Source organism: Arthrobacter sp. 179 (assembly GCF_052379645.1).
GTDB lineage: Bacteria > Actinomycetota > Actinomycetes > Actinomycetales > Micrococcaceae > Arthrobacter_H.
Genome location: NZ_JBQSYU010000012.1, coordinates 1 through 25,938, shown reverse-complemented (window position 1 = coordinate 25,938; position 25,938 = coordinate 1). Strand labels below are relative to the sequence as shown.

General features: G+C 66.1%; 24 protein-coding genes. 6 read left to right on the top strand and 18 right to left on the bottom strand.

Features of this window, described 5'->3' with window-relative positions:
- Nucleotide 1: 1 nt before the first annotated feature.
- The 5 genes from ACT3UE_RS08990 to ACT3UE_RS08970 all read right to left on the bottom strand — a co-directional run bounded on the left by ACT3UE_RS08990 (nt 2) and on the right by ACT3UE_RS08970 (nt 5,059).
- Nucleotides 2–1,027, bottom strand: a complete 1,026-nt coding sequence (locus ACT3UE_RS08990) for a pseudouridine synthase (RefSeq protein WP_444561756.1) — start codon at nt 1,025–1,027, stop codon at nt 2–4.
- Nucleotides 1,028–1,060: 33 nt separating this feature from the next.
- The gene (gene scpB, locus ACT3UE_RS08985) at nt 1,061–1,666 is read right to left on the bottom strand and encodes an SMC-Scp complex subunit ScpB (RefSeq protein WP_444561755.1); all 606 of its coding nucleotides are present in this window, start codon (nt 1,664–1,666) and stop codon (nt 1,061–1,063) included.
- Complete coding sequence (locus tag ACT3UE_RS08980) at nt 1,663–2,535, bottom strand: segregation and condensation protein A (protein WP_444555127.1); 873 nt, start codon at nt 2,533–2,535, stop codon at nt 1,663–1,665. Before ACT3UE_RS08980 ends, scpB begins: the two co-directional genes overlap by 4 nt.
- A gap of 26 nt (nt 2,536–2,561) precedes the next feature.
- A complete protein-coding gene (locus ACT3UE_RS08975) occupies nt 2,562–3,458 on the bottom strand; it encodes a ParA family protein (protein WP_444555128.1) in 897 nt (298 codons plus the stop codon).
- 227 nt (nt 3,459–3,685) lie between these two features.
- The gene (locus ACT3UE_RS08970; RefSeq protein ID WP_444555129.1) at nt 3,686–5,059 is read right to left on the bottom strand and encodes a cation:dicarboxylate symporter family transporter; all 1,374 of its coding nucleotides are present in this window, start codon (nt 5,057–5,059) and stop codon (nt 3,686–3,688) included.
- Nucleotides 5,060–5,212: 153 nt separating this feature from the next.
- Here ACT3UE_RS08970 and ACT3UE_RS08965 point away from each other — a divergent pair, with 153 nt between their 5' ends.
- Nucleotides 5,213–6,937, top strand: coding sequence for a sensor histidine kinase (locus tag ACT3UE_RS08965; protein ID WP_444566589.1), 1,725 nt, complete (start codon nt 5,213–5,215; stop codon nt 6,935–6,937).
- Entirely contained in the window at nt 6,927–7,628 is a 702-nt protein-coding gene (locus ACT3UE_RS08960; RefSeq protein WP_444566588.1) for a response regulator, read from the top strand. Before ACT3UE_RS08965 ends, ACT3UE_RS08960 begins: the two co-directional genes overlap by 11 nt.
- Nucleotides 7,629–7,648: 20 nt before the next feature.
- Here the strand turns inward: ACT3UE_RS08960 and ACT3UE_RS08955 are convergent, their stop codons facing one another.
- Nucleotides 7,649–9,544: an acetate--CoA ligase gene (locus tag ACT3UE_RS08955; RefSeq protein ID WP_444566587.1), complete on the bottom strand. Its 1,896-nt coding sequence runs from the start codon at nt 9,542–9,544 to the stop codon at nt 7,649–7,651.
- Between the two features lie 162 nt (nt 9,545–9,706).
- Between ACT3UE_RS08955 and ACT3UE_RS08950 the strand changes: the two genes are divergently transcribed.
- Genes ACT3UE_RS08950 through ACT3UE_RS08935 form a run of 4 tightly spaced genes read left to right on the top strand, consistent with a single transcriptional unit; the run spans nt 9,707 to nt 13,967 of the window.
- Nucleotides 9,707–10,357 carry a GntR family transcriptional regulator gene (locus ACT3UE_RS08950; protein ID WP_444566586.1) on the top strand — a complete coding sequence of 217 codons (651 nt, stop codon included), beginning with the start codon at nt 9,707–9,709 and terminating at the stop codon, nt 10,355–10,357.
- Nucleotides 10,354–11,871, top strand: a complete 1,518-nt coding sequence (locus ACT3UE_RS08945) for an MmgE/PrpD family protein (protein ID WP_444561754.1) — start codon at nt 10,354–10,356, stop codon at nt 11,869–11,871. Before ACT3UE_RS08950 ends, ACT3UE_RS08945 begins: the two co-directional genes overlap by 4 nt.
- On the top strand, nt 11,872–12,822 hold the full coding sequence (prpB, locus tag ACT3UE_RS08940; protein ID WP_444555135.1) for a methylisocitrate lyase: 951 nt from the start codon (nt 11,872–11,874) through the stop codon (nt 12,820–12,822).
- Nucleotides 12,823–12,824: 2 nt separating this feature from the next.
- On the top strand, nt 12,825–13,967 hold the full coding sequence (locus ACT3UE_RS08935) for a bifunctional 2-methylcitrate synthase/citrate synthase (RefSeq protein WP_444566585.1): 1,143 nt from the start codon (nt 12,825–12,827) through the stop codon (nt 13,965–13,967).
- 8 nt (nt 13,968–13,975) lie between these two features.
- Here the strand turns inward: ACT3UE_RS08935 and ACT3UE_RS08930 are convergent, their stop codons facing one another.
- The 12 genes from ACT3UE_RS08930 to ACT3UE_RS08875 form a co-directional block, all read right to left on the bottom strand.
- The gene (locus tag ACT3UE_RS08930) at nt 13,976–15,520 is read right to left on the bottom strand and encodes an NAD-dependent epimerase/dehydratase family protein (RefSeq protein WP_444561753.1); all 1,545 of its coding nucleotides are present in this window, start codon (nt 15,518–15,520) and stop codon (nt 13,976–13,978) included.
- 272 nt (nt 15,521–15,792) lie between these two features.
- Nucleotides 15,793–16,350 carry an NUDIX domain-containing protein gene (locus ACT3UE_RS08925; RefSeq protein WP_444555138.1) on the bottom strand — a complete coding sequence of 186 codons (558 nt, stop codon included), beginning with the start codon at nt 16,348–16,350 and terminating at the stop codon, nt 15,793–15,795.
- Nucleotides 16,351–16,368: 18 nt separating this feature from the next.
- A complete protein-coding gene (xerD, locus tag ACT3UE_RS08920) occupies nt 16,369–17,352 on the bottom strand; it encodes a site-specific tyrosine recombinase XerD (protein WP_444561752.1) in 984 nt (327 codons plus the stop codon).
- Between the two features lie 21 nt (nt 17,353–17,373).
- Nucleotides 17,374–18,039 (bottom strand): NUDIX domain-containing protein, encoded by a 666-nt coding sequence (locus ACT3UE_RS08915; protein WP_444555139.1) that lies wholly within the window; start codon nt 18,037–18,039, stop codon nt 17,374–17,376.
- A 3-nt stretch (nt 18,040–18,042) separates the two neighbouring features.
- A complete protein-coding gene (locus ACT3UE_RS08910) occupies nt 18,043–19,731 on the bottom strand; it encodes a CTP synthase (protein WP_444555140.1) in 1,689 nt (562 codons plus the stop codon).
- A 63-nt stretch (nt 19,732–19,794) separates the two neighbouring features.
- The gene (recN, locus tag ACT3UE_RS08905; protein ID WP_444566584.1) at nt 19,795–21,534 is read right to left on the bottom strand and encodes a DNA repair protein RecN; all 1,740 of its coding nucleotides are present in this window, start codon (nt 21,532–21,534) and stop codon (nt 19,795–19,797) included.
- Entirely contained in the window at nt 21,531–22,541 is a 1,011-nt protein-coding gene (locus ACT3UE_RS08900; protein ID WP_444555142.1) for an NAD kinase, read from the bottom strand. Before ACT3UE_RS08900 ends, recN begins: the two co-directional genes overlap by 4 nt.
- 96 nt (nt 22,542–22,637) lie before the next feature.
- Nucleotides 22,638–23,435, bottom strand: coding sequence for a TlyA family RNA methyltransferase (locus ACT3UE_RS08895; protein WP_444566583.1), 798 nt, complete (start codon nt 23,433–23,435; stop codon nt 22,638–22,640).
- Complete coding sequence (locus tag ACT3UE_RS08890; protein WP_444555144.1) at nt 23,432–23,608, bottom strand: hypothetical protein; 177 nt, start codon at nt 23,606–23,608, stop codon at nt 23,432–23,434. The genes ACT3UE_RS08895 and ACT3UE_RS08890 overlap by 4 nt, the downstream gene beginning before the upstream one ends.
- Nucleotides 23,609–23,658: 50 nt before the next feature.
- The gene (locus ACT3UE_RS08885; protein ID WP_444555145.1) at nt 23,659–24,633 is read right to left on the bottom strand and encodes an HAD-IIA family hydrolase; all 975 of its coding nucleotides are present in this window, start codon (nt 24,631–24,633) and stop codon (nt 23,659–23,661) included.
- Between the two features lie 14 nt (nt 24,634–24,647).
- Nucleotides 24,648–25,394, bottom strand: coding sequence for a hypothetical protein (locus ACT3UE_RS08880; protein WP_444555146.1), 747 nt, complete (start codon nt 25,392–25,394; stop codon nt 24,648–24,650).
- 200 nt (nt 25,395–25,594) lie between these two features.
- Nucleotides 25,595–25,938, bottom strand: a 344-nt coding sequence (locus ACT3UE_RS08875) for a hypothetical protein (protein WP_444566582.1), incomplete at its 5' end; no start/stop codon positions are given.

Genomic DNA, 25,938 nt, shown 5'->3' with positions numbered 1-25,938 from the left:
GCTACATACCTACTTCGGAAAGCAGGTGGCCGACCTCGTGGTTGCCCAGCTGGCGGATGGTGCCCTGCTTCTGGTCACCCAGACGGATCGGGCCCATCTGCACGCGCACCAGGCGCTTGACGGGGTGGCCGACGGCGTCGAAGAGCCGGCGGACGATCCGGTTGCGGCCCGAGTGCAGGACGACCTCCACCAGGACCTTGCCCGGGGTGGAATCGACGAGCTTGAAGGAGTCCACGCTGGCGATGCCGTCCTCGAGCTTGATGCCGCTCTTCATCTCGGCACCCACCCCGTGGGCCATCGGTCCGGGCACCTGGACCAGGTAGGTCTTGGGGATCTCGTAGGAGGGATGGGTCAGCCGGTTGGCCAGTTCCCCGTCGTTGGTCAGCAACAGCAGTCCCTCGGTGTTCACGTCCAGACGGCCGACGTGGAAGAGGCGTTCGCCCTTCTTGCGCAGGAAATCCGAGACGCAGGGCCGTCCCTCGGGGTCCTCCATGGTGGAAACGACGCCGCGCGGCTTGTTGAAGACGAGGTATTTCATCGTCTCGTTGAGTTGGATCCGCATGCCGTCCACATGGATGGTCTCGGAGCCCGGGTCCACCCGGATGCCGAGCTCGGTGACGATCTCACCGTTGACCTCCACCCGTCCGGCGGTGATCATCTCCTCGCTGACCCGGCGTGACGCCACCCCGGCGTTGGCCATGACCTTCTGCAGACGCACGCCGTCCTGGTCCTGCGTCGGTTCGGTGCGCGGAGTCGTCCGTCGCTGGGGAGCCGGGCGGTTCTTCTTCACCGGTCCCAGGTTCCGGCCGAAGCGTTCGCCACCGAAGGCCTGGGGCCCCCGCGGGGCCGAGGATGACTGGTCCTTCTTGGCTGCGCCCTGCTTCTTGGCGCCGTAGCTGCCCCCTGATTTCGGGCCCTGCTTGGGTCCGTCCTGTCGTCGTCCGGAAGCGCCGCGCCCGGCACCCTGGCCGGGCGTCGACCGGCGTTGATTGCCGCGGCCTGCGCCTGAATTGGATCCCTGGGTCATGTCGATTCCTTCGTTGCTTACTGAGATGGTGGCCTAGAAAGGGTCCTCGTCGTAGTGCTCGAGGTCGTCCAGTCCGGGCAAATGGGGGGAGAGCTGCGGCAGGTCCGCCACGCTGTCCACCCCCAATCTTTCCAGAAAATAGCCGGTGGTCCGATACAGCATGGCACCCGAAGTCGGATCCGTCCCCTCTTCGGCGACCAAACCGCGCATCGAAAGGGTCCTGACCACGGAGTCCACGTTGACCCCGCGGATCGCCGCAATGCGGGCGCGGGAGACCGGTTGGCGGTAGGCGATCACCGCCAGGGTCTCCAGCGCCGCCTGGGACAGACGGGAGGTGGCGCCGTCCAGGACGAAGCGGGAGACAACGGGAGCAAAGTCACGTTTTGAATAGACCCGCCACCCTCCGGCAAGCTCGCGCAGCTCGAAACCGTGATGCAGGTCATAGTCGTTCTGCAGCTCGGCCAGCAGTTCGCGGACCCGCTGGACGTCCACCGCCAGGACCTCGGCCAGCCGCTGCGGGGCCACCGGCTCGTCGGCGACCATCAGCACGGCTTCGATGGCCGCCCGCGCCCCACCGGGAAGGTCATCGACGTGGGGGTCCTCGGGCGGTGGCGGCGCCCCGGCGTCGTTGCCGGTCATGGCCCCTCCTCCCCCGCCGCGGGGGCCGCCGCGACGGGTGGAGGCAGCTGATGGTCCCCGGTCACGGTTTCGGGGTCCCACGCCCCGGCATCCTGGTTCCAGCAGACCAACAGTTCCGCCAGCGGACCTGCCTGCTCGAAGCCGATGAACCGGTCACGGAACAAATCCAGCAGCGCCAGGAACCTGGCCACCACCACGGGGGTCCGGGAGTCGTCGGCCACCAGTTCGGTGAAACTGACCTGTCCGCCTCCGATCAAGCGGGTGGCGATCAGTTCGGCCTGTTCACGCACGTTCACGGCGGGGGCGTGCAGGTGCTCGATGCCGACTTCGGTCGGTTCGATCCGCTTGGGTTCCATGGCCTTGCGGGCCAGCCGGGCCAAGGTGGACGCGCTGGTGGTGAAGACCAGTTCGGGCAGCAGGGCCGCGAAACCGGGTTCCAGGGAGACCCGGCGCGGGTAGCGTTCGGCTTCGACGGCGAGGCGGTCGGAGAATTCCCCGGCGATCGCTTTGAACGCCCGGTACTGCAGCAGTCGGGCGAAGAGCAGGTCACGCGCCTCCAGTAGGGCGATGTCCTCGTCGGATTCGACCTCGCCGGTGGGCAGCAACCGGGCCGCCTTCAGATCCAGCAGGGTGGAGGCCACCACCAGGAACGACGTCGTCTCCTCCAGGGCGCCCTCCCCCGCGCCGTCGCGCAGCTCACGCAGGTAGGCGATGAATTCGTCGGTGACCTTCGCCAGGGCGATCTCGGTGACGTCGAGCTGGTGTTTGCCGATGAGGTTCAGCAGCACGTCGAAGGGCCCGGAGAAATTCTCCAGGGCCACGGCGAAGCCACCGCTGCCCTGCGGGTCGGGGGCGGCGGACGGCGACACGGTGTCCGCACGGTCCGCCGTCCTCATTACGGGGCGCCGCCGCGGCTGATGAGCTCCTTGGCCAGCATCCGGTAGGACTCCGCCCCCGGGTGGTTGGTGGCATAGCTGGTGATCGGCTCGGCGGCGACGTTGGCGTCGGCGAACTTGATCGTGCGTTTGATGACGGTCTCGAAGACCTGGTCCCCGAAGGCCTCGACGAGCCGGCCGATGACTTCCCGGGAGTGCAAGGTCCTGGCGTCGTACATCGTGGCCAGGACGCCGTCCACCTGCAGGGAGGGGTTCAACCGGTCCTGGACCTTGTCGATGGTCTCCACCAGCAGGGCCACGGCACGCAGGGCGAAGAACTCGGCGGTCAGCGGGATGATCACCCCGTGGGCTGCGGTCAGCGCATTGACGGTCAACAATCCCAACGAGGGCTGGCAGTCGATGAGGATGACGTCGTAGTCGTCGGAGACCTTGCGCAGGGCCCGTTCGAGCACCTGTTCACGGGCCACCTCGTTGACCAGCTGGACCTCGGCGGCCGAGAGGTCGATGTTCGCCGGCAACAGGTCGATGTTCTCGATGTCGGTGCCCAGGATCGCATCATGGATGCTGGTCTTGCGTTCGAGCAGCACGTTGTAGACGGTGATGTCCAGCTCATGCGGGTTGGTTCCGAATCCGGCGCTGAGGGCTCCCTGCGGGTCGAAGTCGACCAACAGCACCTTACGACCGTATTCGGCGAGCGCGGCTGCGAGGTTGATGGTCGAGGTCGTCTTGCCGACCCCGCCCTTCTGGTTCACCATCGCGATGATGCGGGCCGGGCCGTGGCTTTCCAACGGCTGTGGTTCGGGGAAATTCGTCAGGGGTCGACCGGTGGGCCCGACCACCGGCGGCTCCTTCAGCAACCCTGCTGTCCGAGTCCTCGAACCCTTTTCCTCGCTCACGGTATGAACCACGCTTCCGATCGTTGCTTACTTCTCTCACTGCCTAGCCTCTAGGCTATCGCTGCGACGGTCCGCAACCGCGCAGGTTTGCCGGCAAACGGCGAGCCTTTACCTTGAAGCTGAACTCGAGGGTTGACCCCGGGCGGACGGCTTCCACCGCCGGAAGGGCGCGGTCGACCGGTCCGCCCCATGGGCCGAACCGGTCGACGGCGAGGTGCATGAGGCGGCTAATGCGTGAGCGCCGGTTCGGGCAGGTTTTGCCCGGCTTGCGCCTCGGCCTCGGCCTCGAAAGCCTCTGGTTCCAGCGAGAGCTCATCGAACGGGCGCTGGCCGGAGAGCACCGCGCGGGTTTGCTCCATATCGATTTCGCGGGTCCACTTGCCGATCAGCAAGGTGGCGACGGCGTTGCCGGTGAAGTTCGTGAGTGCGCGGGCTTCCGACATGAACTTATCGATGCCCACGATCACTCCCATGCCGTCGAGTAGCTCGGGACGGTGTGATTGCAGACCGGCAGCCAGCGTGGCCAGTCCGGCGCCGGTGACTCCGGCGGCGCCCTTGGAAGCGATGATCATGAACACCAGCAACGATATTTGTTCGCCCAGGTTCATGGGCATCCCCATGGCGGTGGAGACGAAGAGCGAGGCCATCGTCAGGTAGATCGCCGTGCCGTCGAGGTTGAAGGAATAGCCGGTCGGCACGGTGATCCCCACCACCGGCCGGGAGACCCCGGCATGCTCCATCTTGGCCATGAGGCGCGGCAGGGCCGATTCGGAGGATGAGGTGGAGAAGATCAGCAGGTATTCCCGGGCCAGGTATTTCATCAGCTTCAGGATGTTCAGCCCCGTCACCGCCTTGAGGATCGAGCCCAGGATCACGAGGATGAACAGCGCACACGTGATGTAGAAGGAACCCATGAGGATGGCCATGGAGCCGATGGCCGCCCAGCCGGTGGCCCCCACCACTGCGGCGATGGCCCCGAAGGCGCCGATCGGGGCGGCCCACATGATCATCATCATCAGTTTGAAGACCACGCCCTGGATGTGCTGGATGCCCTTGAGCACCGCTTCCCCGGATTTGCCCATGGACTGCAGGGCGAAGCCGACCAGCAGTGCCAGCACGAGGGTGGGCAGCACCGGGATGGAACCGGGGATCAGGCTCATCAGGAAATCAACGGTTCCGCTGTCCTGATCCCCCGCGGCCGCATCGTAGGGCTGCAGATGCAGTCCTGAACCGGGGTGGATCAGGTTTCCCACGAGCAGGCCGATGGCCAGGGCAAAGGTGGACATCGTGATGAAGTAGCCCAGCGCCAGACCGCCGACCTTGCCGACCGTCGCGGCCCGGGCCACCGAGCCGACACCGAGGACGATGGTGCAGAAGATGATCGGGGCGATGATCATCTTGATCAGTGCGACGAAAGCGGTGCCCAGTGGCTTGAGCGATTTGCCGACCTCCGGGAAGACCAGTCCGATCGTCGCGCCCAGGACGACGGCGATGATGACCATGATGTACAGCCAGTGGGTCCTGTCCTTCTTCCGCACTGGAGGCTGACCGGCCGCCACGCTTCCGGGACTGGGTTCATATGCTGCTGGCTTCGTTGCCATGCCGGCTCCTTCTGCTCTTCGAAATATGGGTTCCCTCCATGGTCGGACCGAAAGTGATTCACCTCACGCTTGCGTTCATATTGGTCACGCGTCTCCGCGCCGGGTCCGCCGGTCCCCGTGCGAAACTTGGTGACGGATTCCAAGGAGGACCCCATGGCGGCGAAGGCACATCCAACGGTGCAGGGTACTTTTTCGCTGGCCAGCCGGTTGTTCCTGGCCCAGCTGCTGCTGGTCGTCCTGATCTGTGCCGCCGTCAGTGCAAGCAACTACGCCACGGCACAGACCCAGGCCCGGGAGGCGACGGCGGACCGGGTCCTCGGCATTGCGGTGACCCTCGCCAACGACCCCTTCGTGGAGGACTCCGTCACCGGTCCTGCCCCTTCTGACGCACTGCAGCCCTACACGCGGAAGGTCGATGCCATGGCACACGTCGACTTTGTGACGATCATGGCTCCCGACCGCACGCGGTTCACGCACCCGAATCCCGACGAGCTGGGCCGCCCCTATATCGGCAGCATCGATCAGGCCTTGGCCGGGCACAGCCAGGTCGAGGAATACGAGGGCACCCTCGGCCCCTCCGTCCGGGCGATCGCCCCGGTGCACGACGACGGGGGCGGGGTGATCGCGATGGTCGCCGTCGGGGTGACCCTGCAGAGCCTGTCCCTGGCTCAGGCGGCCTCCTTGCCCACGGTCCTCTGGGTGGCTCTGGCCGCGACGATCCTCGGCAGTCTCGGTTCCTGGCTGCTCAGTCGGTATTTACGCCGGGTGACCCTGGGATATGGTCCCGAGGAACTGCGCAGCCTCTTCGCCTACTACGATTCGGCACTGCATTCGCTGCGCGAAGGCCTGGTGCTCATTGATGACCACCGTCGCCTCGTGCTCTACAACGACCAGGCTGCAGACCTGTTGGCGCTCCCGCCGGCCGGAGCATTGAAACCTGCTCCGGTGGCGGAGCTGGGACTACCCGAGACGGTCCTGGAGCTCTTCGCGTCGGGCCGCAGGGCCACCGATGAGATCCATCTGACCCGCGAAAGGATCCTGGTGATCAGCCAACAGCGCGCGAGCGAACCGGATATCGGCCCTTCGCCCGTCTTTCCGTTCCGCAGGTCCGGTGGGCTGCGCCGGGGAGAGCCGGCGGCCCGTCCAACCCCGCGCCAGCTGGGCACGGTGGCCACCTTGCGTGACCACACGGAGCTGCAGGCGCTGACGGGGGAACTGGAGTCGATGAAGACGCTCTCCGAGGCGCTGCGGGCCCAGACGCACGAACATGCCAACCGGCTCCATACCGTGGCGACCATGATCGAACTTGGTCGCGAACGGGAGGCGCTGGAATTCGCCGTGCAGGACCAATACGAGTCCCAGCGGCTCACCGACGAGTTCGTGCAGTCCATCGACGAGCCGTTCCTGACCGCCCTGATGATCGGCAAGGCGGCCCAGGCCCACGAACGCGGGATCCGTTTGACGATGTCTGCCAGCGGGGACCTTCCTCCGGGGGCGCTGGATGCCCGGGATCTGGTCACCTTGACGGGCAACCTGCTCGATAACGCCTTCGATGCCGCCGCCACCTCACCGCTCCGCACCGTCTGGGCCGACTTCTCGGTGGCGGACCAGATGCTGATCATCTCCGTTGCCGATTCCGGGCCGGGGGTCGACACCGACCAGCTCGAGGAGATCTTCCGTCTCGGTGGCACGTCCAAGGGCCCCGGGGCTCCTGGGGGACGCGGACTCGGGCTGGCCCTTGTCCGGCAGGCCGTGGCCCGGCTCAACGGAACGCTCGAGGTTGAATCCGACGGTGGCGCAATCTTCACCATCACCTTGCCACTGGGCCGCCAGATCCCCGACCACCCATCATCAGGAGGTGTCGACCATGGCCACTGACCGCGAATTGCGCACGCTCATCGTCGATGACGAACCGATGACCGCCCAGGCCCACGCAGACTATGTGCGCCGGATCCCGGGCTACGTGGTCGATGCCGTCGTGCTCACCGGCGGCGGGGCGCTCGCCAGGCTCGACGCGGCGGCCACCGTCGGGGCCCCGATCGATCTGGTCCTGCTGGATATGAATCTAACCGACCTCCACGGCCTCGATGTGGCGCGGCGGATCCGCGGCCGCGGGCATACCGTGGACATCATCGCCATCACCGCCGTCCGGGATCTCCACGTGGTCAAAACGGCACTGTCGGCCGGGGTGACGCAGTACCTGATCAAGCCGTTCAGCTTCGCCGTGTTCCGGGAGAGGCTGGACAACCACCGGAACTTCCGGCTCAACCTTGCCGATGCGGAGGGCACTGCCACGCAGGCCTCGATCGACAGCGCCTTGGCTGCCTTGCGCACGGTGGCCCCCACCCGGTTGCCCAAGGGGTTGCAGGAGGAGACGCTCGCGGCGGTCTCCGGTGCCCTCCAGAGCAAACCGACGGCTTTGTCAGCCACCGAAGTCGCCGACGTCGTGCAGCTGTCCCGCGTGACCGCCCGCCGCTATCTGGAATACCTTGCCGGGGCCGATCAGGCGATCAAGTCACCGCGATATGGCACCCCGGGCCGGCCGGAATATGAATACCGTTGGCGGTAGGCACACCCGATCCTGCCGCCTCACTCCATCCGCAGGAACGGCAGCAGCGCCTCGATGACCGCGGGGTCCTCGATCGTCGAGGGTACCGAGTAGGCCTTGCCGTCGGCGATCTGACGCATCGTCTTGCGCAGGATCTTCCCGGAGCGCGTCTTGGGCAGGGCCTCGACCACCCGGACCCGGCGGAAGTCGGCCACTGGTCCGATCCGCTCACGCACCAGGGCCACCAGCTCGGTGGCGAGTTGTTCCTCGGAGGTGGAGATCCCCGATTTGAGCACCACGAAACCGCAGGCGCTCTGGCCCTTGAGGTCGTCGGCCACCCCGATGACCGCGCATTCGGCCACCGCGGGGTGGGCCCCCAGGACCTGTTCGATCGCCCCGGTGGAGAGCCGGTGCCCGGCGACGTTGATCACGTCATCGGTACGACCCATCACATAGAGATAGCCGTCCTCGTCCAGGTAGCCCGAGTCACCGGTGGTGTAGAAGCCGGGGAACTGGTCGAGGTAGGCCGAGCGGTAGCGCTCGTCTTTGCCCCACAGGGTCCGCAGCGCCCCCGGGGGCAGCGGCAGCTCCAGGACGATGTTCCCCTCCTGCCCGGGCCCGACCGGTTCGCCCAGCGGATCCAGGATCGTCACGTGGTATCCCGGGACCGGCACGGTCGGGGACCCCGGTTTGATCGGGAGTGCCTCGAGGCCCAGCAGGTTGGAGGCGATCGGCCAGCCGGTCTCCGTCTGCCACCAGTTGTCGACGATGGGCACCCCCAGGACCTCTCCGGCCCAGCTGAAGGTGTCCGGGTCCAGCCGTTCACCGGCGACGAAGAGCGCCCGCAACCGCGAGGTGTCGTAGTTCTCCAGCAGTTCCGCCCGAGGGTCCGCCTTGCGGATCGCCCGCAGCGCGGTCGGGGCCGTGAACATGACGTCGACCTCGTGTTCTGCCACGACCCGCCAGAAGGCACCGGCATCGGGGGTGCCGACCGGCTTGCCCTCGTACAGCACCGTCGTCGCCCCGGCGATCAGCGGCCCGTAGACGATGTAGGAGTGGCCCACCACCCAACCGACGTCGGAGGCGGTGAACATGGTCTCGCCGGCTTCGACTCCGTAGATGTTGCGCATCGACCATGCCATGGCCACCGCGTACCCGCCGGTATCGCGGACCACTCCCTTGGGGGACCCGGTCGTTCCGGAGGTGTAGAGGATGTAGAGGGGGTCCCCGGCGGCCATGTCCACCGGGCCCGCGGGCTCGGCCGCTGCGGTGAGGTCCTCCCAATCGAGCCACCCGGCAGGGGTGCCTCCGTATTCGGAACGGTCGTGCTGGAAGCCCTCACGGTGGTGCACGACGACGGTGCCCATTTTATGTGCCGCCGTCTCCATCGCCTCGGCAACCACCGGCAGGTATTCGACACGGCGGGCCGGTTCGACCCCGCCGGTGGCGGTGACAATGGCCTTCGGGCGGCAATCGTTGATCCGGGCCGCCAGTTCCTTCGCGGCGAACCCGCCGAAGACCACCGAGTGCACGGCCCCGATCCGGGCACAGGCCAGCATGGCGATCGCGGCCTGCGGGATCATCGGCAGATACAGGATGACCCGGTCCCCCGCCTCGATCCCCCGGTCCCGCAGGACCCCGGCGAAGCGCGAGACCTCGTCGAGCAGCTCCGCATAGGTGTAACTGCGCCGGGTCCCCAGGACCGCGGAATCGTAGACCAGGGCCGCCTGGTCCCCGCGACCGGCGGCCACATGGCGGTCCAAGGCGTTCACGGTGAGGTTCAGCCTCCCGTCCGGATACCATCCGTACAACGGTGCCCGGGAGTCGTCCAGCCCGCGTTCGGGGCGGGTGCTCCAGTCAACCAGCGTGGCCGCTTCCAGCCAGAAGGCGGCGGGATCCTCGGTACTGGCGGCATAGGTTTCACGGTAGTCAGACATCAGGCACTCCCTCGTAGATGGGCAGGTAATGGGCCCACTCTATGGCCCGGGTCACAGAGGCTCAACCATTATGTATACATAGATCCCGAATCTACTCACGAAAACTCGATAGGACCCCCAATCCTCTGGGCATCATCTCGAGTTCTTGTATACACTGATGGCATGAAGGCAAGTGATAAGGCCTACGCGGCGCTGCGACGGGACATCGTCTCGTGGGCCCTGCCGCCGGGCTCGGTGCTCGGTGAGGTGGAGCAGGCCGAACGACTCGGCGTTTCCCGCACCCCGCTGCGGGAGGCCTTGTCACGACTGGCTGCCGATGGTCTGGCCGTATCCCAACGAGGTCGCGGGGTCGTGGTCTCCGATGTCTCCCTGGACCATGTCGATGACCTGTTTTCGCTCCGCCGGGCCCTGGAGGTCGAAGCCGCGCGCAGCGCAGCCAGGACCGGCCGTCCGGCCGTCTTCAACGAACTGGCCCGACGCTTCGACGCCGCGGCCCGCACGCTCAGTGCCGCCGCCGAGCGCGATGGCTATTATTCCTTGGCCGGCGAGCTGGATGCCGCCATCGAGGACGCCGCATCCAATGCCTATCTCGCGCAGGCACTCCAGGGCCTGCGCGTGCACCTGGCACGGTTGCGCCGGCTCTCCCATGATGCCCCGGCGCGGCTGCGTGCCTCGGCCCGCGAACACGCCCAGATCGCCCGGGCCGTGGCCTCCGGGGATCCCGGACTCGCGTCGGCCGCCACGCTGCTGCACCTGCACAACAGTCTTGAACACATCAAATCCCATGCCCTACCGAAAGAGGCTTCAGCATGATCAACCACCCAGTCCGCGTCTACCGTTCGGAAGAGAACCTGCCCCGCGAGGAGCAGCTGGCCCATAAGATCGCCACCGTCGCCGCCGATCCGGTGGAGGTTTCCGCCGAGGTCACCGACATGGTCATCAACCGGGTGATCGACAACGCCTCGGTCGCCGTGGCCTCGCTGAACCGCGGCCCCATCATCGCCGCCCGTGCCCAGGCCCTCTGCCACGCACCCAGCTCCGGCGGCGCGGGCGCATCGGTCTTCGGGATCACCGAGAAGGTCTCCCCCGAGTGGGCTGCCTGGGCCAACGGGGTCGCCGTGCGTGAACTCGACTACCACGACACCTTCCTGGCCGCCGAGTATTCCCACCCCGGCGACAACATCCCTCCGATCCTCGCCGTCGCCCAGCACACCGGTGCCACCGGTGCCGACGTCGTGCGCGCCATCGCCACCGGCTACGAGATCCAGGTCGACCTGGTGAAGTCCATCTGCCTGCACGAACACAAGATCGACCACGTCGCCCACCTCGGCCCCTCCGCTGCCGCCGGAATCGGCACCCTGTTGGGTCTCGAGGTCGAGACCATCTTCCAGGCCGTCGGCCAGGGACTGCACACCACCACGGCGACCCGCCAGTCGCGCAAGGGCGAGATCTCCACCTGGAAGGCCCACGCCCCGGCCTTCGCCGGCAAGATGGCCGTCGAGGCCGCCGACCGTGCCATGCGCGGCCAGACCTCCCCCGTGCCGATCTACGAAGGCGAGGACGGCGTCATCGCCTGGATGCTCGACGGACCCGACGCCTCCTACACGGTGCCGCTGCCCGCCCCCGGTGAAACCAAGCGCGCGATCATGGATACCTACACCAAGGAGCACTCCGCCGAGTACCAGGCACAGGCGTGGATCGACCTGGCCCGCAAGCTCCATGGCGAACACCCCGAGGCCACCGACCCGGCGAACGTGAAGTCCGTGCTGATCAAGACCAGCCACCACACCCACTTCGTCATCGGTTCCGGCGCCAACGACCCGCAGAAGTACGATCCGACCGCCTCCCGAGAGACGCTGGACCACTCGATCCCGTACATCTTCACCGTGGCCCTGCAGGACGGCTCCTGGCACCACGTCGATTCCTACGCCCCCGAGCGCGCCGGGCGGGCCGACACCGTGGAACTGTGGCATAAGGTCACCACCGAAGAAGATGCCGAATGGACCCGCCGCTACCATTCGAAGGACATCGCCGAGAAGGCCTTCGGCGGATCAGTGGAGATCACGCTGAATGACGGCACGGTCATCACCGATGACATCGCCGTCGCCGACGCCCACCCCCTCGGGGCCCGTCCGTTCGCCCGCGAACAGTACATCAACAAGTTCCGCTCGCTGGCCGAAGGAATGGTCGCCCCGGAGGAGATCGAGCGTTTCATCGCGACCGCCGAGCGGCTGCCCGAGCTGGCCGCAGGGGAAATGGACCAGCTGAACATCGTGGCAGCACCGGGTGTCATCGACGCTGCCGCCGCACCGAAGGGACTGTTCTAGATGTTGTATTCCACCACCACCGCCGAGGCCAAGCGCCGCGCCCTGCGCGAGATGCTGGTCCCCGGGACTGCCCGCCAGTTCCCCGGAGCCTTCAACCCGCTCTCGGCCCGGTTGATCGAGGAAAAGGGGTTCGACGGCGTCTACATCTCCGGTGCCGTGCTCGCCAACGAACTCGGTCTGCCCGATGTCGGGCTGACCACGCTGAGTGAAGTAGCCGGCCGGGCCGGGCAGATCGCCCGGATGACCGATCTTCCGGCGATCGTCGATGCCGACACCGGTTTCGGTGAACCGATGAACGTGGCCCGCACCATCCAGGAACTCGAGCATGCAGGTCTGGCCGGTTGCCATATCGAGGACCAGTTCAACCCGAAGCGCTGCGGCCACCTCGATGGCAAGAACGTCGTGGATCTGGAGACCATGGTCAAGCGGATCGCTGCCGCCGCCGATGCCCGCAGGGATCCTAACTTCCTGATCATGGCCCGGACCGATGTGCGGGCCGTGGATGGGCTGCAGGCCGCCGTGGAGCGGGCCAAGGCCCTGGTCGATGCGGGAGCGGACGCCATCTTCCCCGAGGCGATGAAGGACCTCTCGGAGTTCGAGGCCATCTGCCAAGCCGTGGATGTGCCGGTGCTGGCGAACATGACCGAATTCGGCAAATCGGAATTGTTCACCCGTGACGAACTGGCCGCGACCGGCGTCTCCCTGGTGATCTACCCCGTGACCTTGCTGCGCAGCGCCATGGGTGCCGCCGAGCGCGTCCTGGACACCATCAGCGCCCAGGGGACCCAGCAGGAGCAGGTCCCGCAGATGCTGACCCGCGCCCGGCTGTATGATCTGGTGGACTATGAAGCGTACAACCGCTTCGATACCGGGATCTTCAATTTCCAGGTCCCCGGGCTCGAGATCGACGGCAATGGCGCAAATCTCCCATCGGGTTCAAAGGAGCAGTAAGCATGAGCGAAACCGAGACCGACATCAAAAAGGGCCTGGCCGGGGTCGTCGTCGACTACACCGCCGTCTCCAAGGTCAACCCCGAGACCAATTCCCTGCTCTACCGTGGCTACCCGGTCCAGGACCTGGCCGCCCGGAAGAGCTTCGAGGAAGTGGCGTTGCTTCTGTGGACCGGGGAACTCCCCAGCGCCTCGGAACTGGAGGAGTTCGTCTCCTTCGAGCGGTCCAATCGTGCCTTGCAGGACAACGTCAAGGCCGCAGTGGACCTGTTGCCGTTGGATTGCCACCCGATGGACGTGGCCCGGACCGCGGTTTCGGTGCTCGGGGCCAACCACCCGTTGGCCGAGGACGCATCCCCGGAGGCGGAACTGGAAAAGGCCAAGTCGTTGTTGGCCCGTTTCCCCGCGGTCCTGGCCTACGACCAGCGTCGTCGCCGGAACCAGGACGTGGTCGCCCCGCGTGATGATCTGGACTATTCGCAGAACTTCCTGTGGATGACCAACGGAGAAGAAGCACCCGCGGAGGTCGTGGACGCCTTCCGGGTGTCGATGGTCCTCTACGCGGAGCATTCGTTCAACGCCTCCACCTTCACCGCACGGGTGATCACCTCGACCCTGTCGGATATGCATTCGGCGGTCGTCGGGGCCATCGGTGCCTTGAAGGGCTCCCTGCACGGGGGTGCCAACGAAGCCGTCATGGACACCTTCGAGGAGTTGGGCATCCGCAAGGACGAGACCCGCGAGGACGCGGCCATCCGCGCCAAGAAGTGGATGGAGGAGGCCCTGGCCGCCAAGAAGAAGGTCATGGGCTTCGGACACCGCGTCTACAAGAACGGCGACTCCCGGGTGCCCACCATGAAGAAGGCACTCGATGCGATGGTCGCCTACTACGGCCGCGCCGAGCTCCTGGGACTGTATGACGGGCTGGAGTCCGCCATGGCCGAGGCGAAGGACATCAAGCCCAACCTCGACTACCCCGCGGGGCCGACGTACCACCTGATGGGCTTCGACACCCAGATGTTCACCCCGTTGTTCATCGCCTCGCGTATTTCCGGCTGGACCTCGCACATCATGGAACAGCGCGCCAACAACGCGCTGATCCGCCCGCTATCGGCCTACAACGGCCCGGATCAGCGCGAGCTCTAGCGCCGGATCTACTCTCCGGCGACGGCGGTGTCGGCCCCCAACGGGGGTTCGGCACCGCCGTTCTCCGTGTCGGGGCCCCGGTGCTCGGCGGTCGGCCAGACCTGCGCGAAAAAGGGGTTCACGGCGGCGATCCGGTCGAAGTCCCACGGAGGTGCCTGGCATTCCGGGCACCAATGCCCCGCGCGGAGGACCAGGTAGGGGGTTGCCGAAAATTCGTGGCCGAAGGCGCACCGCCAGAAGGCCGGGGTATGCAGCTCACCGGGTTCCAGGGACGACCCCAGATACTCGCCTCCACGGAACGCCGCGGCCGATTGCGCCTGGACGACCCCGAGTTCGGCGTCGGGGAGCTGGTCGTCGAAGCCGTGGCTGAGCGATCGTGGCGGGCCGGGTTCGCCGATCTCCTCCGCCCATCCGGGAATGGATTCCCAGTTTGTGCGCGTCCCGAAGAAGGCCGCGATGCGCTCGTGGTCGTTTCCCTGGATCCAGTGCAGAGGTCCTTCGGGCCTCCTGGCGATCCGTTTCATCAGCAGCTCCCTCAGCAGCCAGCCCGGCACGAGCCGCGCGACCCCTGCCTTCAGGTACCAGGAGGCCTGTGAAGCGACCTGGTCAAGATATTCCTCGAAGCCGTCGCGGCGGAATTCCAGGTGCTTTTCGAGGACGTCCGAGTCAAGGAACCACTGGCAATGGAAGTTCTTCAACGCGAACCACGAACGGCGGAAGAGTTTCCGGCTCGGGGGCAGGCCCAACCTGCTGAACACCCGGTCCAGGTATTCCAGGTACCCCACGCGGCAGTCCTCGCCACCACCGATGTTGTAGACGTGGCGCCAGAAGTCGCCTCCGACCCCCTCCTCGCAGGCGTTGGCCAACAGCCGGCCCGAGTCACGTGCCGTCACGAGCTCGAAGACGGTGTCCAACGGCTGGTGGAACAGGATCGGGTGCAGGAGGCTCAACAATCGCGGGATGCAGATGAAGGTCTGGCGCAGTGAGACCCAGTGGGCCAAGCCGGATTCCACGACGAGCCGTTCCGCCTCGATCTTGCTGACGGCGTAGTGGTCCCCCACCGCCGGGGCGATCGGATCCCCCACACGTCCCCAATGGATCGGCGGCAGCCTGCTGCCCGTCATCGCCACGGAGCCGATCGACACCAGGTGCACGGCATCGGGATCGGGTTGTGCCCGGATCGCCCGGAGGATGTTGATGATCGACCCGACGTTGATCTGATCGGTGGCCACCGGATCACGATCCGCGGCCGGGGAAATGAGGGCGGCCGCATGGAGGACGTAATCGGCTCCGTCGACCCCTTCGAGCACCGCGGCGTAGTCACGCAGGTCGCCCCAGATGATCCGGAGTCCGGGCATGGCCATGTAGCGCCGCAAGGCACGCCGGGCCCGGAGCGAATGCTGGACCAGTATCACGAGGTCGAACTTGTCCCGGCGTCGGACCAGTTCGGCCAGTGCGGCGGAACCCATCGATCCGCTAGCCCCCGTCAGGAAGACCGTCCTCTTCGGCACGGCGCGGCGTGTGCCCCCTGCCTGATGAGCCCCGACCGGCATCGGTGTCCTTCCGTTGAAAACCGTCCTTCCGCCTCGGGGCGGTCCCCCGGTGGCAGCTGGAGTCCGGGCATTGGACCGACACCCCCTTGCAGACATCCTGCCCGAACCGCGGGCGTTCGGCCATCGACGACGATGATTGGTCGTTCGGGACATCGCAGGGCCTCGAAAATGAGGAGTCAGGTCTCCTAGGCTACTTATCCACTAGATTATGAACGCCGCCCCTGGCTGCCGTCCTGCCGGGCCCGCCCGCGAAGGCTTGGTCCCGAGACGCGTTATGCCGGGGTGGGGAAATCGGATTCCGTGGCAGGGGCATCAGGCATTGTGCCCTCCGGCCAGGCAATCGTGGCAAAGTGCGCCACCGATTCGTTGTCATCACCCAACCGGACCAGGGCATCGAAGCGTTCACCACGGAACAGCCGGTCCAGCCACAGCGGGGAATCCTCCCACATCCGGTCCAACGGCAGGTGCCCGACCGGATACCAGCCCGGGAGGAGTTCGTCCGAGGCGGCGGCCATGCCGGAGAATTCCGTGGTCAGGAAGACCTGGCAGTCCATATCCGCCGCGGGGTTGGCCGGGAAACGGAAATAGACCCGGGCGGCAGGTTCCAGCGTGGCCGGATCGGTGAGCACCGAGGTTTCCTCGTGCAGTTCCCGTGCCGCCGCCTGGGCCGGGCTCTCCCCCGGCTCGATCTTCCCTCCGGGGGCCACCACGTGGCCGGCGCCGAAGCCCCGTTGCTTCAGCCCCAGGAGCACTTGGCGTCCGGTGAGCCCATTCAGGATGGGCAGGCACAGGACGACCTGCACGGGTGGGGTTGCCGGTGTGGGTGCCATGATGTCGAAGATCCGTTCCTAGTGGTTTGCCCGGGGGTGCGTGGCGGCGTACACCTCGCGGAGGGTCTGGGCATTGAGCATGGTGTAGACCTGTGTGGTCGTCACCGAGGCATGGCCGAGCAGTTCCTGGACGACCCGCACATCGGCTCCGCCTTCAAGCAGATGGGTGGCGAAGGAATGCCTCAGCGTGTGCGGGGAGACGTCCTTCCCGATGCCTGAGCGTTCGGCGGCGACCTTGAGCACCGACCAGGCAGACTGCCTGCTCAACCGACCGCCCCGGAGGTTCAGGAACAGCCCGGGTGTTCCCTGGCCCTTGGCGGCCATGCCGGGGCGTCCCCGGATCAGATAGGCCTCCAGCGCCGCGGCGGCATAGGATCCCAGCGGGACCACGCGTTCCTTGGAGCCTTTGCCGAACAGACGAACGACCGCAGGACCATCGGCGGGGCGTTCCAGATGCAGGTCATCGACGTCCAGGCCCACGGCCTCGCTGATGCGCGCACCGGTGGAATACAAGAACTCCAGAAGTGCCCGGTCGCGGAGACCTGCTTCGGAGTCGGTGGGAACCGCCTCGAGGATCGAGGTCACCTCGGCAACACTGATGGCCTTGGGCAGGCGCTGCCCGGCGGCCGGGGGGTGCAGATCCGCAGCCGGGTTGTCGGTGGTGGTCCCCTCCAGGGCCCAGAACCGGTGCAGACCCCTCACCGCGACGACACAACGAGCCGCCGAACGGGCGCTGAGAGGGGCCCCTCCATCCGATCCGTCACGCAGGGATTGGGTGAACTCGGTCAAATGATGGCGGGTGATTCCCGCCGCGGACTCGATGTCCCGGCCGGCGAGAAACGTGGCGTAGCGCTGCAGGTCCCGGCGGTAGGCGGCCACGGTATTGGCCGCCATCCCCCGTTCGACGGCGACGTGCTGGAGGTAGGAGGCCAGCTCTCGAGCCAGCGGTCCGGGAATCCCCCCGCCGTCACCGGTGGCTGCCGGTTCCGGTGTCACGGCCATGGACATGTGCTCACCCGATCCCTATCCCCCGGAAGCCCGCAGACGAGGGTGGGCCGTCCATGGTTCGTCGGCAGGGCGCAGGCCGGTGAAGTCCTGGGCCCTGGCGGTGGCCGCGGCCATGACCCCGGCAACCGCCGAAAGGTTGTGGATGTTTCCGGCCAATACCGCTTGGACGGCCTCGGCGAGCGGAACCCATTCCCACTGCATTTCCGCTTCTTCCTCGGTGCGTTCGAAACGCTGGCCGGCAGGAATCAACTGCGGGTCACGGGCCAGGTAGACGCGCAATGCCTCGCTGGAGGAACCCGGTGAATTGAACATATCCACCAGGACCTCCCACCGTCCGGCCGTCAGGTCTGCTTCCTCGGCCAGTTCACGGGCCGCCGCATGCTGGGGCAGCTCCCCCTCCATGTCCAGCAGTCCCGCGGGGATCTCCCATAGCTGCATGCCCACCGGGTGGCGATATTGACGCACCAACAGGACCCGGTCCTGGTCATCCAGAACCAGGATCGCCACGGCTCCCGGGTGGGCGACGTAGTCACGCACCAGCGGTTGGCCACCTTCGGACAGTTCGAAGGTGTCCTGCAGCACGTTCCAGATCCGCCCCGAATACACGGACTCGGAGTGGAGCACGCGGCGCCGACTGATTTCGTCTACCGGTCCCGCGTCCTGTCGCTCGGGGGTCGCCATGGTCTATCGACCGGCTTTCTGGTGGTCCAGCCCCGCCTTGATCAGCCCGGCGAACAGCGGGTGCGGCCTGGTCGGACGCGAGCTCAGTTCCGGGTGCGCCTGGGTGGAGACGTAGTACGGGTGCTTCTCGGCCGGCAGTTCCACGAATTCAACCAGGTCGCCGTCCGGGGAAGTCCCCGAGAAGACCAGTCCGGCTTCCTCCAACTGCTTGCGGTAGTTGTTGTTGACCTCATAGCGGTGGCGGTGGCGTTCGGAGACCTGCGTGGCTCCGTAGGTCGCGGCCACGACCGTGCCTTCGCCCAGGGTCGCGTCGTAGAGCCCCAGACGCATCGTGCCTCCCAAATCGCCCTCGCCGTCGACGATGTGCTGCTGTTCGGCCATCGTGGCGATGACCGGGTGCACCGAATCGGGCTCGAACTCGGTCGAGGACGCCTCGGCCAGGCCGGCGACGTTGCGGGCGTATTCGATGACCATCGACTGCAGGCCCAGGCACAGGCCCAGGGTCGGCATGCCGGTTTCGCGGGCGAATTTCAAGGCCCCGAGTTTGCCGTCAAGCCCACGGATGCCGAAGCCTCCGGGAACACAGATGGCGTCCACCCCGTGCAGGGACTTCTTGGCTCCTGCCTCGGTGGCGCAGTCGTCGGAAGGGACCCAGCGGATCTTGACCCGGGCGCCGTTGGCGAATCCGCCGGCGCGCAGCGCCTCGGTGACGGAAAGGTAGGCGTCGGGTAGCTCGATGTACTTGCCGACCAATGCCACTTCGAGCTCATGGTCCGGGTGATGGACCGCATGCAGCAGGCGGGTCCATTGGGTCCAGTCGACATCCTTGAACTTCAGGCCCAGGGACTGCACGATGTAGGCGTCCAGTCCCTGGTCGTGGATCGTCACGGGGATGTCGTAGATGCTCGGGGCATCGGCGCAGTTGATGACTGCCTCCGGATCGACGTCACAGGTGCGGCCGAGCTTCTCCCGCATCTCAGTCGGGATTTCGCGGTCCGAACGGATCACCAGGGCGTCGGGCTGGATGCCGATCGAGCGCAATGCCGCCACCGAGTGCTGGGTCGGCTTGGTCTTCAGCTCGTGGGATGGGCCGATATAAGGCACCAACGACACGTGAACGAAGAACACATTATTCCGGCCGACGTCCTGGCGGACCTGACGGGCGGATTCGAGGAAGGGCTGCGATTCGATGTCTCCGACGGTGCCACCGATTTCGGTGATGATCACGTCGGGGGCGTCCTCCGCCTCGGACGGCAGCCGCATGCGACGCTTGATCTCGTCGGTGATATGCGGGATGACCTGGACGGTATCACCCAAGTAGTCACCGCGACGTTCCTTTTCGATGACCCGGGAGTAGACCTGTCCCGTGGTCACGTTGGCCGAACCGTCGAGGTTCTCGTCCAGGAAGCGTTCGTAGTGGCCGATGTCGAGATCCGTCTCGGACCCATCATCGGTGACGAAGACTTCGCCGTGTTGGAAGGGGTTCATCGTGCCGGGATCCACGTTCAGATATGGATCCAGTTTCTGCATGGTCACCGTGAGGCCACGTGCCCGCAGCAGGTGACCGAGGCTGGAAGCCGTCAGCCCCTTTCCGAGGGACGACGCCACACCACCGGTGACAAAGATCTGCTTGGTAGTTTCGGACCGGGACTTGGAAATTGTTCGCTGCACCACGGGGTTCGAGCCTATCATCTATTTGCTGGACGGGTTGTCGTCAATCTATCTCCCGGACGCTGGTATCCGCGTCCGGAAAAGCTATGTCACGAAGCTCGATACGGCCTGACGAGCGCTTTCAAGCAATTCCTCCGCATGTGCCTGGGCCGTGTCGGAGTCTTCGGCCCCGGCCAGCATGCGAGCCAATTCACGGACGCGATCGCCTTCCTCGAGCCGGACGACGTCGCTGGCCGTGAAGCCCGCGCCTTCCTGTGCTTGGGCATCGGAGTTCTTGATCACGCGGATATGGCGCTGGGCGTAGGCGGCGACCTGGGGCAGGTGGGTCACCACGATCACCTGGACATGACGGGCCAGCATGGCCAGCCGTTTTCCGATCTCAACGGCCGCCTTGCCGCCCACGCCGGAGTCGACCTCGTCGAAGACGAACGTCGGAACCGGGTCGGTTTCGGCCAGCACGACCTCGATCGCCAACATGACCCGCGATAGTTCGCCGCCCGAGGCCCCTTTGCCCAGGGGGCGGGGAGCGCTGCCGGCATGGGGTTGCAACAGCATCGAGATCTGATCGGCCCCATGCCTGACCGGTTCCTCGGCGTCAGTGACTTCCACGACGAAACGGGCATCGGGCATCGCCAGCGCCATCAGCTCGGAGCTGACGCGTTCGGAGAGCCGCTGTGCGGCGTCACGGCGAAGGGCACTGAGTGCCGCAGCCTGTTCCGTCAGCCGCCCTTGCAAGCCGTCCAGCTGGGCCTGGAGCGACTCAACCCGTCCGGTGTCATCCTGCAGGTCCATATGCCGCCTCCGGGCCGTCTCGGACCAACTGATGACTTCGTCGATGGTGGGAGCGTATTTCCGGATCAGCTGGTTCAGGGCCGAACGGCGTTCCTCGACCTCGGCCAGCCGGCCGGGTCCGTCCCCGTCCAAGGTGCCCAGGTAGCTACCCAGTTCCATGGACACATCGGCGACCAGGATGCCGATCTCGTTGACCCGGTTCCCGAGCGCCTGCAGCTCGGGGTCGTCATCGGCGACGAGCTCGAGGGAACGCCGGGCCACCTCGACCAGGCCGACGGCGTTGGGGTCCTCGCTGAATTCATCTCCACTGAGTGCCGCGTGGGCGGTGACGGCAGCAGAACGGAGTCCTTCCACGTTCCCCAGCTTCTGGGCCTCGGCCTTGAGGTCCTCATCTTCGCCGGGCAGTGGTTCAACGGCATCGATTTCCTCCAAGGCCAGCTGCAGGGATTCCGCTTCGCGGGCCCGCTCACGGGATGCGGAGGTGATCTCCTCCAGCTCCACGGACACGGCCTTCCAGCCATCGAAGGTCTCCTGGTAGGCCGAGCGCGCAGCGGCCAGCTCGGGACCGCCGAATTTGTCGAGGGATTCACGTTGGGCCACCGCACTGCGCAGACGCAGCTGGTCGCTTTGCCCATGAACAGCCACCAGGTGGGAACCCAGCTCCGAGAGCAACCCGACCGGAGCGGCCGTGCCACCGACGGCGGCCTTGCTCCGGCCCTCGGCGCTGAGGATGCGCGCCAGGATCAGCTCGGCATCCCCCGCGTGTTCTTCAACCAGGGCACCGCTGTCTTCGGCCCGCGCCAAAGCCGGGCTATCGGAGGGCAGACGCAATATTGCCTCGGCCACTGCCTGCTTGGCTCCGTGGCGGACGGCACCGGCGTCGGCCCGGTCGCCCAGGAGGAGCCCCAGGGCAGTGACGACCATGGTCTTGCCTGCACCGGTCTCGCCGGTCACGACGGTGAAGCCCGGATCCAGTTCCAGTGTGGCCCTGGTGATGACGCCGAGGTCCGAAATGCGGATCTCCTCGATCATGGATGCTGCTCCGTATCGGGACGCGGCTGGTAGTGGCGGGGCTCGATGACTTGCAGGGGCGAGGTCACCACCGGTAGCGAGGACGTGGCGGTATCACGGTGTGCATCATCCACCGGGCCACGCCAACCGCTGGTGGGCAGTTCAAATTTGCGGACCAGCCGCTCGCTGAACGGCGTGCGGTTCACGCGGGCCAGTCGCACGGGTTTCGTGGAGCGGGTCACTTCGACGCGGGATCCGGGCGGCAGATCCAGGGTGCGACGGCCGTCACACCACAGCACTCCGCTGGCATCGGTACGCGTCAACATCTCGATCGCCATGGTCGACGTCGGGGCGACCACCAGTGGTTTGGCGAACAGTGCATGGGCGGAAATCGGCACCAGGATCAAGGCCTCGACACCGGGCCAGACTACCGGTCCCCCGGCGGAGAAGGCATAAGCGGTCGAGCCGGTCGGCGTGGCCATGACCATCCCATCGCACCCGAAGGTGCTGATGGGGCGGCCGTCGACCTCCATGACGACCTCGATCATCCGTTCCCGGTTGGCCTTTTCCACGGCGGCCTCGTTCAAGGCCCAAGTATGGGCAATCCTCCGGTTTCCGAGCCAGACCTGCACATCGATGGCCATGCGTTCCTCGACCACGTAGTGCCGGTTCACGACCCAGTCAACGGTATGGCGTAGATCAGCCCGCTCGCTCTCGGCCAGGAATCCGACATGGCCCAGATTGACGCCCAACAGCGGGACCGCCGATTCGCGCACCATTTCCGCCGCACGCAGCACGGTGCCATCGCCGCCGAGGACCATGCCGAGATCGATATCGCTCAAGGAGACGTCTTCGTCGAGGATCTGCACTTCGAGGCTCTTGCCATCGGGGGCGTTGCGCAGGTTTCGGAGTTCGTCGCGCCGCATCACGGGGATGAGCCCGGAGTCACGCAACCGAAGACAGGTATCCAACGCCGCTCTCAGGGCGTCTTCCCTCCCGGTATGCGCCAGGACGAGTATTCGTCTCATGCGTTCCTTCCCTTTTGTGAACCTACTTCACGGTAGACGAAGGCGTGCTTCTGACCGGTTCCTGACACGGAATCGTCCGGCCGAAACGGGTTCCCTTCAAGAGTAGTCAACTTCTGGCAATGCGGGGGTCTCCGCGTCCGGTTGTGGAAGGTCTTCGGTGGCTACGCGGCTCAGCCGCAGGAAGAACTCCACGTTTCCGTCTTGTCCGGGCAAGGGACTGCGGGCCAGGCCGGCCAGGGACAGTCCCGCCTCCCGAGCCGCCTGGACGACCCCTTCGACGGACCGGCGGCGCAATTCCGCGCTGGTCACCACACCGGTGCGCCCGAGGTTGTCCCGTCCCACTTCGAATTGGGGTTTGACCATCAGGACCAGGTCCCCACCCGGGCGGGTCACCCCGGCCAGGGGGCCTACGACCAGACGCAGTGAAATGAAGGACAGATCCGCGACGACGAGGTCGACGGGACCACCGATCATCTCGCGGGTCACCCCGCGGATGTTCATCCCCTCGTGCACATCGACCCGCGGGTCATCGCGGATCTGGCGCACGAGTTGGTCGTGTCCGACGTCGACGGAGACCACCTGCCCGGCGCCGTTGCGCAGGAGGACCTCCGTGAATCCACCGGTCGATGCTCCCGCGTCCAGACACCGACGGCCCCGGACCAGCACGTCGGTGAAGACCCCCAGCGCGCCGGCGAGCTTATGTCCGGCCCGGCTGACGTATTCCTCTCCCTCGGCCTCGCTGACGGCCAGGTCCTGGGCTTCCGCCACGGCCTTCGCCGCCCGGGTGACCTTTTGGCCATCGACACTCACCCGGGAATCGGCAATCAGCTGGGCGGCATGGGTCCGTGAACGGGCCAGGCCACGGGCGACGAGCTCCTGGTCGAGTCTGCTCATGCTTCGGAAGGGTCCTCATCGAGCGTGCGCTGCAGAGCTTCGTGCAGCTTCGAATAGACCGCCTCGTGGTCTTCTGCGGGCAGCCCGTCCACCGCCTTCAGCGATTCGAGTTGTGCATCAACAACGGCATCACCGGTCGTGTCGGTGTCCGGTCCGTCTTCTGGGGTGTCCATGGGGGTCCTCCTGGTCTGCAGGGCGGCGATGACGACGCCGTCCGGCGCCCTTATGAGTTGAAGCTGATTTCCGGCGTCGTCCGCTCCGTTGCATGCGGATTCGCGTACCACCAGGCACAGCACGCTGCCCGCCAGCTATTGAGGTCCTCCCGCGAACCCTCCACGGTGATCTTCCCGTTCTCCACCCCGGCACGGGAGTGCCCGCACACGATCTGTTTCCCGGTGGCCTGCACGATCGGATAGTCCAGGTACAGCTCCGCGAGGGTTCCCAGCAGGAACCTGGGCCGCTGATCTGCCGGGGCCCCCAGCACGGCAGCAGGATCGTCCACCCCGGTGAGGACCACGGCCGTGGCGAACCCGGCACGGTTGCCACCGAGGATGTCGGTATCTAGACGGTCGCCGACCACCAGTGGTTTGGAGGCCTCGAGTTGCTCCGCGGCAACCTGGAAAAGCAGGGGTTCTGGCTTGCCGGCGATGAGCGGTTCCGCCGAAGTCGCCGAGGATACCGCCCGCACCAGGGCTCCGTTGCCCGGGGCAAGCCCGCGGGCCCGTGGAATGGTCATATCGGTATTCGTGGCCACCCACATCGCCCCCGCGTTCAGCGCATGGGCTGCTTCGGCCAGATCGCACCAGTTCACATCCGGGTCGAACCCCTGGATGACTGCTGCCGGGGATTCCTCGGCAGACTCCGCCAGTGTCATGCCGCGGGACACCACACAATCACGCAGGTAGGCGCTACCCACCACGAGGACCTTGCTCTGGGGAGGAATGCGCTCGGCCAGGAGGTCTGCGCCGGCATCGGCCGAACCGAAGACCGTACCTGCCTCGGCGGGAGCCCCGAGTTGGCGGATATGCCGCGCAACCACTTCAGGGGACCGCGAGGCATTATTGGTGATGTAGGCAAGCTCGACGCCCATACCGGCCAAACGTCCCAATGCCTCGGGGGCACCTTCGATGGCGTTGGGCCCGGTATAGACGACTCCGTCCAGATCCGAAAGAACGGCGTCGAAGCAGGAAATCAACATGACGCGCTCGGCTCCTACTGTTCCGGCTCGGGAGCGCTCGAGGCAGTATCCGACTCGGTGGAGTCGGAGCCGACGCTCGAGGATGCCTCGGCGGCCTTGTCGGAGGTGTCTCCTGCCGCTTCCGGGCTCGTGCCTGCGTGGTTGATGAAGTCCCGTGCACGGGGCTTGTCATCCTCGATGGAGTCCTCGTCGTCACCAAGATCCATGATGTCCGGATCCTGGAATTCGCCGACTCCAAGGGCACGTTCAGCCAGGGAAATCTGTCGACGCCAGAGTTCGGCTTCGCCCTGCTTCCCCACCGCTTCGAGTGCCATCGCATAGGCCTCGAACAGGCGGGGGCTGAAGGAGAACGCCCGGTTGATGTCGAGTTGTGGAATCTGCAGCTCACTCACGGCAGCGTCTCTGTTGCCGAGGTCGGACTGGGCCCCGGCAGCCACGATGGCCATTTCCACACGTCCAGGAGTGTCCAATGTCGTCGCTTCTTCACTGTGGGCCGTCTCCAGCGCCTTCTCCGGCTTACCGAGTCCACGCTCGCAGTCGGCCATGACAGGAAGATGGATGTTGGAGCCGCTGATCCTCCGGAAGGTGCGGAATTCGCGAAGAGCTTCGGCGTAGTTCCCTGCGGTGTAGGCAGTGAGGCCAACGGCTTCGCGCACGACAGCAACACGCCCACCGCGCCGGCTGGCGGCCATGGCGTGCTCATAGGCGATTTCCGGTTCGAAATCTATCAGACGCCCGGCCATCACCAGGTGCTTGGCCACCCAATCAAAGTTCTTTTCGTCGAGGTAGCGCAACTCGGCGCGCGTGATGCGGTCCAGTTCCTTCCCCGTGACATCGGAATCGATCTCGGGAGAGCGCGGGCGGTCGGCCCTGTTGGAGACCCGCAGGTCTGCAGGGTTGTGCGCGGGGCGTTCCCCTTCTTCCAGACCGGGGAAATTGCGCCTGGTGTCGTCACCGCGCTTCAGTTCACGAGGTGGAGCTGACTGATGCCTGTTGTGGGAGCCTCCCTCGGAGCGCTGAGGCTTGCCACGGTAACCGCCATCGCGACGGTCGCTGCCACCGCGGAAGCCACCCTCGCTACGGTCACTGCCACCACGTGGGCCACCTTCACGACGATCATTCCCACCGCGGAAGCCACCTTCACGACGATCATTCCCACCACGTGGGCCACCTTCACGACGATCATTCCCACCACGTGGGCCGCCCTCAGAGCGATCGCTACCGCCACGGTAACCACCCTCACGTCGGTCACTGCCACCGCGGAAGCCACCTTCACGACGATCATTCCCACCGCGGAAGCCACCT

Excerpts from the sequence above, each read along its gene's own strand:
- ACT3UE_RS08990 (WP_444561756.1), bottom strand. The coding sequence starts at position 1,027 with ATGACCCAGGGATCCAATTCAGGCGCAGGCCGCGGCAATCAACGCCGG.
- scpB (WP_444561755.1), bottom strand. The coding sequence starts at position 1,666 with ATGACCGGCAACGACGCCGGGGCGCCGCCACCGCCCGAGGACCCCCAC.
- ACT3UE_RS08970 (WP_444555129.1), bottom strand. The coding sequence starts at position 5,059 with ATGGCAACGAAGCCAGCAGCATATGAACCCAGTCCCGGAAGCGTGGCG.
- ACT3UE_RS08965 (WP_444566589.1), top strand. The coding sequence starts at position 5,213 with ATGGCGGCGAAGGCACATCCAACGGTGCAGGGTACTTTTTCGCTGGCC.
- ACT3UE_RS08960 (WP_444566588.1), top strand. The coding sequence starts at position 6,927 with ATGGCCACTGACCGCGAATTGCGCACGCTCATCGTCGATGACGAACCG.
- ACT3UE_RS08955 (WP_444566587.1), bottom strand. The coding sequence starts at position 9,544 with ATGTCTGACTACCGTGAAACCTATGCCGCCAGTACCGAGGATCCCGCC.
- ACT3UE_RS08950 (WP_444566586.1), top strand. The coding sequence starts at position 9,707 with ATGAAGGCAAGTGATAAGGCCTACGCGGCGCTGCGACGGGACATCGTC.
- ACT3UE_RS08945 (WP_444561754.1), top strand. The coding sequence starts at position 10,354 with ATGATCAACCACCCAGTCCGCGTCTACCGTTCGGAAGAGAACCTGCCC.
- prpB (WP_444555135.1), top strand. The coding sequence starts at position 11,872 with ATGTTGTATTCCACCACCACCGCCGAGGCCAAGCGCCGCGCCCTGCGC.
- ACT3UE_RS08935 (WP_444566585.1), top strand. The coding sequence starts at position 12,825 with ATGAGCGAAACCGAGACCGACATCAAAAAGGGCCTGGCCGGGGTCGTC.
- ACT3UE_RS08930 (WP_444561753.1), bottom strand. The coding sequence starts at position 15,520 with ATGCCGGTCGGGGCTCATCAGGCAGGGGGCACACGCCGCGCCGTGCCG.
- ACT3UE_RS08925 (WP_444555138.1), bottom strand. The coding sequence starts at position 16,350 with ATGGCACCCACACCGGCAACCCCACCCGTGCAGGTCGTCCTGTGCCTG.
- xerD (WP_444561752.1), bottom strand. The coding sequence starts at position 17,352 with ATGGCCGTGACACCGGAACCGGCAGCCACCGGTGACGGCGGGGGGATT.
- ACT3UE_RS08915 (WP_444555139.1), bottom strand. The coding sequence starts at position 18,039 with ATGGCGACCCCCGAGCGACAGGACGCGGGACCGGTAGACGAAATCAGT.
- ACT3UE_RS08910 (WP_444555140.1), bottom strand. The coding sequence starts at position 19,731 with ATGATAGGCTCGAACCCCGTGGTGCAGCGAACAATTTCCAAGTCCCGG.
- recN (WP_444566584.1), bottom strand. The coding sequence starts at position 21,534 with ATGATCGAGGAGATCCGCATTTCGGACCTCGGCGTCATCACCAGGGCC.
- ACT3UE_RS08900 (WP_444555142.1), bottom strand. The coding sequence starts at position 22,541 with ATGAGACGAATACTCGTCCTGGCGCATACCGGGAGGGAAGACGCCCTG.
- ACT3UE_RS08895 (WP_444566583.1), bottom strand. The coding sequence starts at position 23,435 with ATGAGCAGACTCGACCAGGAGCTCGTCGCCCGTGGCCTGGCCCGTTCA.
- ACT3UE_RS08890 (WP_444555144.1), bottom strand. The coding sequence starts at position 23,608 with ATGGACACCCCAGAAGACGGACCGGACACCGACACGACCGGTGATGCC.
- ACT3UE_RS08885 (WP_444555145.1), bottom strand. The coding sequence starts at position 24,633 with ATGTTGATTTCCTGCTTCGACGCCGTTCTTTCGGATCTGGACGGAGTC.